Raw genomic sequence first — 4,632 nt, forward strand, 5'->3', positions numbered from 1 at the left:
TTGRGGTCGACGTGGACGAGGAGGCCAAATTCTGGGCGTCCTTTGCCATTGGTCAGAGTGTCCGGGATGGCGCACGAAAGGCCGGGGTCGCGCTGTCATTCTTCGAAGTCGTCTGCACAACAGCCCTTGAGTTTTCGGGGTTGTGCACGCGAGTGTGAACGCTGGCGTTTTCGTACTCCTCTGCACTAACATCATTTTCGTTCGTACTCCTCTGCACAAGAAGGAGGTAGCGGGGTGGACGCTGAATCTGTGCGCATCGTTGAGTTCGGCACGTTGACGATGTCGGACGATGTGTGGGATCGGACGAAGTTGATTTCGGCGGCGATAGCGCCGTTGGCAGTGCAGTCCATCGCCGGCACAGTCGCGGTAGGTGCCGTCGCAGCTGCGCTGGGGATATCCAGGCGGCAGGTTTACGTGCTGATCAAGCGGCTTCGTGATGGGTCTGGCTTGCTGACGGATTTGGCCCCGGGACATTCCTCCGGTGGGAAAGGCGCCTCGCGTCTTGTGGACGAGGTTGAGGATCTCGTCCGTGTGATCGTGCGAAAGCAATTCCTGACCCGGCAGAAACGGACCGTGGCGTCGGTCCACCGTGACATTGCAATAGAGTGCCGGGCTCAAGCACTCCCGGTTCCGTCTCGGAGCACTGTGGAGCGGCGGATCCGGGCGTTGAATCCGGTTGAGGTCGGCCGGCGGCGGGGAGGTCCGGATGCGGTGCGGTCGTTGCAGTCCGCCGGCGGCGACGTTCCAGTGATCGGTACCATTTTGGAGCAAGTGCAGATTGATCACACGGTCATCGACATGATCGTCGTCGACGTGCGGGAACGACAACCGATCGGGCGCCCGTATCTGACCGTGGCGATCGATGTGTTCAGCCGTGCGTTGGTGGGGATGGTCGTCACGCTGGAGGCGCCGTCAGTCGTGTCCGTGGGCCTCTGCCTGGCCCATGCTGCCACCGATAAGCGGCCGTGGCTGGAGAGTCTGGGAGTTGACGCACCGTGGCCGATGAGTGGTAAGCCACGCCAGCTGTATTTGGACAACGCCAGCGAATTCAAGAGCGAGGCGCTGCGCCGTGGGTGCGAGCAGCACGGAATTGACCTGGCGTACCGGCCGCCGGGCCGGCCGCACTATGGCGGAATCGTGGAGCGGGTGATTGGTACTGCGATGCAGCAGGTCCACGAACTTCCTGGGACGACCTTCTCCAGCCCGGTCGAGCGTGGCCGGTATGACTCAGACCGAATGGCGATGCTGACATTGCACGAGTTAGAGAAATGGTTAGCCCTGGCCGTGGCCAGCTACCACGGCAGAATTCACAGCACGCTGGGGCAGACCCCCACCGGCCGGTGGGCCGAAGGCGTCGCCGCCACCGGGACGCCGGCGGTGGCCTCGAACCCGACAGCGTTCCTGATCGACTTCCTCCCCGTTGTGCGGCGCACCCTGACGCGGACGGGATTCGTCATCGACCACGTCCACTACTTCGCCAACGCGTTGAAACCGTGGATCAGCAGGCGCGACACGCTGGATCCGTTCCTGATCCGGCGGGACCCGCGGGACCTCAGTCGGATCTGGGTATTGGACCCTGATGGGCACCTCTATGTAGAGGTGCCATATCGGACGATGGCGAACCCGGTTGTGAGTCTCTGGGAGCACCAGCGCGCCCTGGCCCGGTTGCACGAGCCTGGCATCGCGCAGGTGGATGAGGAAGTCCTGTTCCGCATGATCGGGCAGATGAGGGACATCGCCAGCACCGCGTCGAAAACCACGAAACGCATGCGCCGCGATACGCAACGACGTGACACCACAACTGCCGCGGCGAAGAGCCGTGCCCCGAGCCCGGGCGCCGTACTGCCGCCGGATTCACCGGACGATGAGCCACCGGACGCGCCTTCGCCAGCGATAGCGGTGGCTGGATTCGATCAGATCGAGCAGTGGTGACCGTGTCCGACGATGTCGCACCAGATTTGTCTCACCTGCACCCCACGGTGCGCGGCAGTGCGCGGCTGCCGGCGGGCGAGCGGGTGGAGTTGATCCGAGCGGACCGGTGGATTGGCTACCCCAGGGCGGTGGAGACCGTGGCCCGGCTGGAGGCCCTGCTGGGGTGGCCCGATAAGCAGCGGATGCCGAACCTGTTGTTGGTGGGGCCGACCAACAATGGCAAGTCGATGATCGTGGAAAAGTTCCGCCGAGGCCACCTGCCGGTTACCGAAGCGGACCGGGAGCACATTGCCGTGTTGTGCGTGCAGATGCCCTCCGAGCCGTCCGTGTTGCGGTTCTACATCGCGCTCCTCGCCGCGCTGGGCGCGCCTCTTCAACCCCGGTGGCGGTTGGCCGAGGTGGAGCAGATGCCGCTGAGTTTGCTGCGATCAACGGGTGTGCGCATGCTCGTCATCGACGAGTTGCATAACGTCCTAGCCGGGGCGGGCAGCAGCCGCCGGGAGTTCCTCAATCTGCTGCGTTTCCTCGGCAACGAGTTACACATCCCCATCGTCGGCGTCGGAACACGAGAGGCGTATCTTGCCATCCGATCCGACGACCAGTTGGAGAACCGATTCGAACCCGTCGTCCTTCCCCTATGGACTGTCAGCGCCGACACCGTGTCGTTGTTAGCCAGCTTCGCCGCCGCATTGCCGCTGCAGCACCCGTCGAACATCGCGACGGACGATATGGCCCAATATCTGCTGGCTCGATGCGAAGGCACCATCGGGGAACTCGCCCACCTCCTGACCGCTGCGGCTATCGCTGCCGTAGAAAGCGGTGCGGAAAGCATCAACCAACGCACCCTAGTCATGGCCGATTACCTCGGGCCCGCCGAACGAAAGCGCGTATTCGAACGGGAACTACTGTGACCAGGCCATCGTGACGAGGTCACTGTGACCGGGCCATCGTGACCGGGCCATCGTGACCGGGCCGCGCCGGTGGCCCATCCATCCGGCCCCGATCGACGGTGAAACGTTCTACTCCTGGCTGCGCCGTATAGCCGCCTGCTACGGCACCGACCTCACCCTCCTTGGCGATGATCTCGGCTTCGCGCTCGCGTGGAGCCCCCCGGAGGACATCGACGTGGCGGCGATGTCCGGCATGATCAATGTTCTGGCCGAGCGCACTGGCGTCACCCCGGACCGGTTGCGGCAGATGGGTGTGGCCGGCTGGGTTCCCTGGCGGCCCGGTAAGAGTGTTGAGGTGCAGCAGCAGAGCGAGCAACGTCCGTGCCGGTTCCCGGGGTGCGTCCGCCCCGCCGTGAGCACGGACTCTGGCAGTGGCCGGCCCCCGGAGTACTGCGACAACGACGGGCACAACCGGGCCGCCGGCTGGCGCGCACGGCGCCGTCTGGCTGCCGAGCTGAGCGGGAACGCCCCCGATGATCAACGCCCCGTTGACGCTGCCCGTCAGCGGGCGGGCGAGCTCTGCGACCAGGTCGCCGGGATGGCTCCGCACCTGGTCCAGCAACTCACCGCCTTCATAGAGGAGCTTTGCATTGTGGCTGATCCGGATGCCGCTGAGGCCCAGATCGAATCAGTGACGGCTGAGGCCGCCGCACACATCGCCGCAGCAACCGCCCGAACCAGCCGCGCCGAGCACGCTGGGCGCCAGGCCAACACGGAGCGGGTGGAGGCCGACGCCGCAGCACATGAAGCGTCCGACCTCGCCGAGCAGCGGCAGGCCGAACTCGCCGTCACTCAGCACGATCTGGCGAACCGGGCACACACTCTCGACCAGGTGACGGCCGAGCTGGTCGCCGTCCGGTCCGCGGCGAAGGCCCACAACTCGAAGGCGCAGGCCGAGCTGTCCCAGCTGCGCGAGCGGCTGACTGTCGTGCGCACGCGACTGGGGGAGGCCGAGCATGAGTGCGATGACGCCGCAGCGCGCGCCGAGACGGCTTCTGCTGCGTGGGCCGAAGCCGAAGAACATGCTCGAGGAGCGGTGGCCCGCGCAAACGACGAGGCAGCCCGAGCGCAGCGTATCGAGACTGATCTTGCCAAAATTCGGGACCAGCTCGATCAGGCCCGAACAGCCCACGACACCCTCCGGGAGGAAGACAGCTCGCTGCGTGTTTACCTAGCGACCGCGATCGTTGAACGCGACGCAGCACGGGCGAATGCCCGGCGTGAGCAACTCACGCAGACCAACGCATCAGCGATTTCAGCACCATGCACCACCAACAACTCGCCGCACTCCAATGAGGCTGCCGAGCGGCGGCAGGAAGGGCGTGAACAGCGCGGCCGCGCCGATCGCGCAGAAGCACATTCGACTGCGCAAACGGACGCTGCTGCCACGAACCTGGCCACGTAGAGCGGATGACGCTACCAACGACTTCGCGAGCCCCGGTCACATTGGGGTGGCTTGTGATCTCGTCGAATATCCGACGCCAAGGCTTTGTCGCGTGTAGCGGTGTTCGCAAGACATACCGGGACGGGCGTCACCGCCTGTGCCTCTGCGAACAGAGGGTCACGTCCCGCTGAGTGGTGGAGTTTCTCGTCACCGTGCGGGTCAGTTGTTTTAGTTTAGGCGGCAGCGAGTTCTGGGAGGATCACCGCCTCGTCGATGACCTCGACGGGGTTGTTCATTGTGGTCAGCTCCAGCATTGATGCTTCGGAGAAGTAGCGTCGTTCGCCGGCTTCCCATTCGTCGTGTTGC

The 4,632-nt window shown here is 64.8% G+C and carries 3 protein-coding genes; all 3 read left to right on the top strand.

Annotated features, from left to right (window positions below; all coding sequences use genetic code 11):
• Window positions 1-234 precede the first annotated feature (234 nt).
• From JF66_RS18060 to JF66_RS21935, 3 genes are read left to right on the top strand one after another with little or no spacing between them, the layout of a single operon-like run.
• Entirely contained in the window at window positions 235-1,932 is a 1,698-nt protein-coding gene (locus tag JF66_RS18060) for a Mu transposase C-terminal domain-containing protein (RefSeq protein WP_035880193.1), read from the top strand.
• A gap of 2 nt (window positions 1,933-1,934) precedes the next feature.
• On the top strand, window positions 1,935-2,843 hold the full coding sequence (locus JF66_RS18065) for a TniB family NTP-binding protein (protein WP_035880194.1): 909 nt from the start codon (window positions 1,935-1,937) through the stop codon (window positions 2,841-2,843).
• 52 nt (window positions 2,844-2,895) lie between these two features.
• On the top strand, window positions 2,896-4,287 hold the full coding sequence (locus JF66_RS21935) for a TniQ family protein (protein ID WP_051973733.1): 1,392 nt from the start codon (window positions 2,896-2,898) through the stop codon (window positions 4,285-4,287).
• Window positions 4,288-4,632 lie beyond the last annotated feature (345 nt).

It is taken from the genome of Cryobacterium sp. MLB-32, from assembly GCF_000738085.1.
Taxonomy (GTDB): Bacteria; Actinomycetota; Actinomycetes; order Actinomycetales; family Microbacteriaceae; genus Cryobacterium.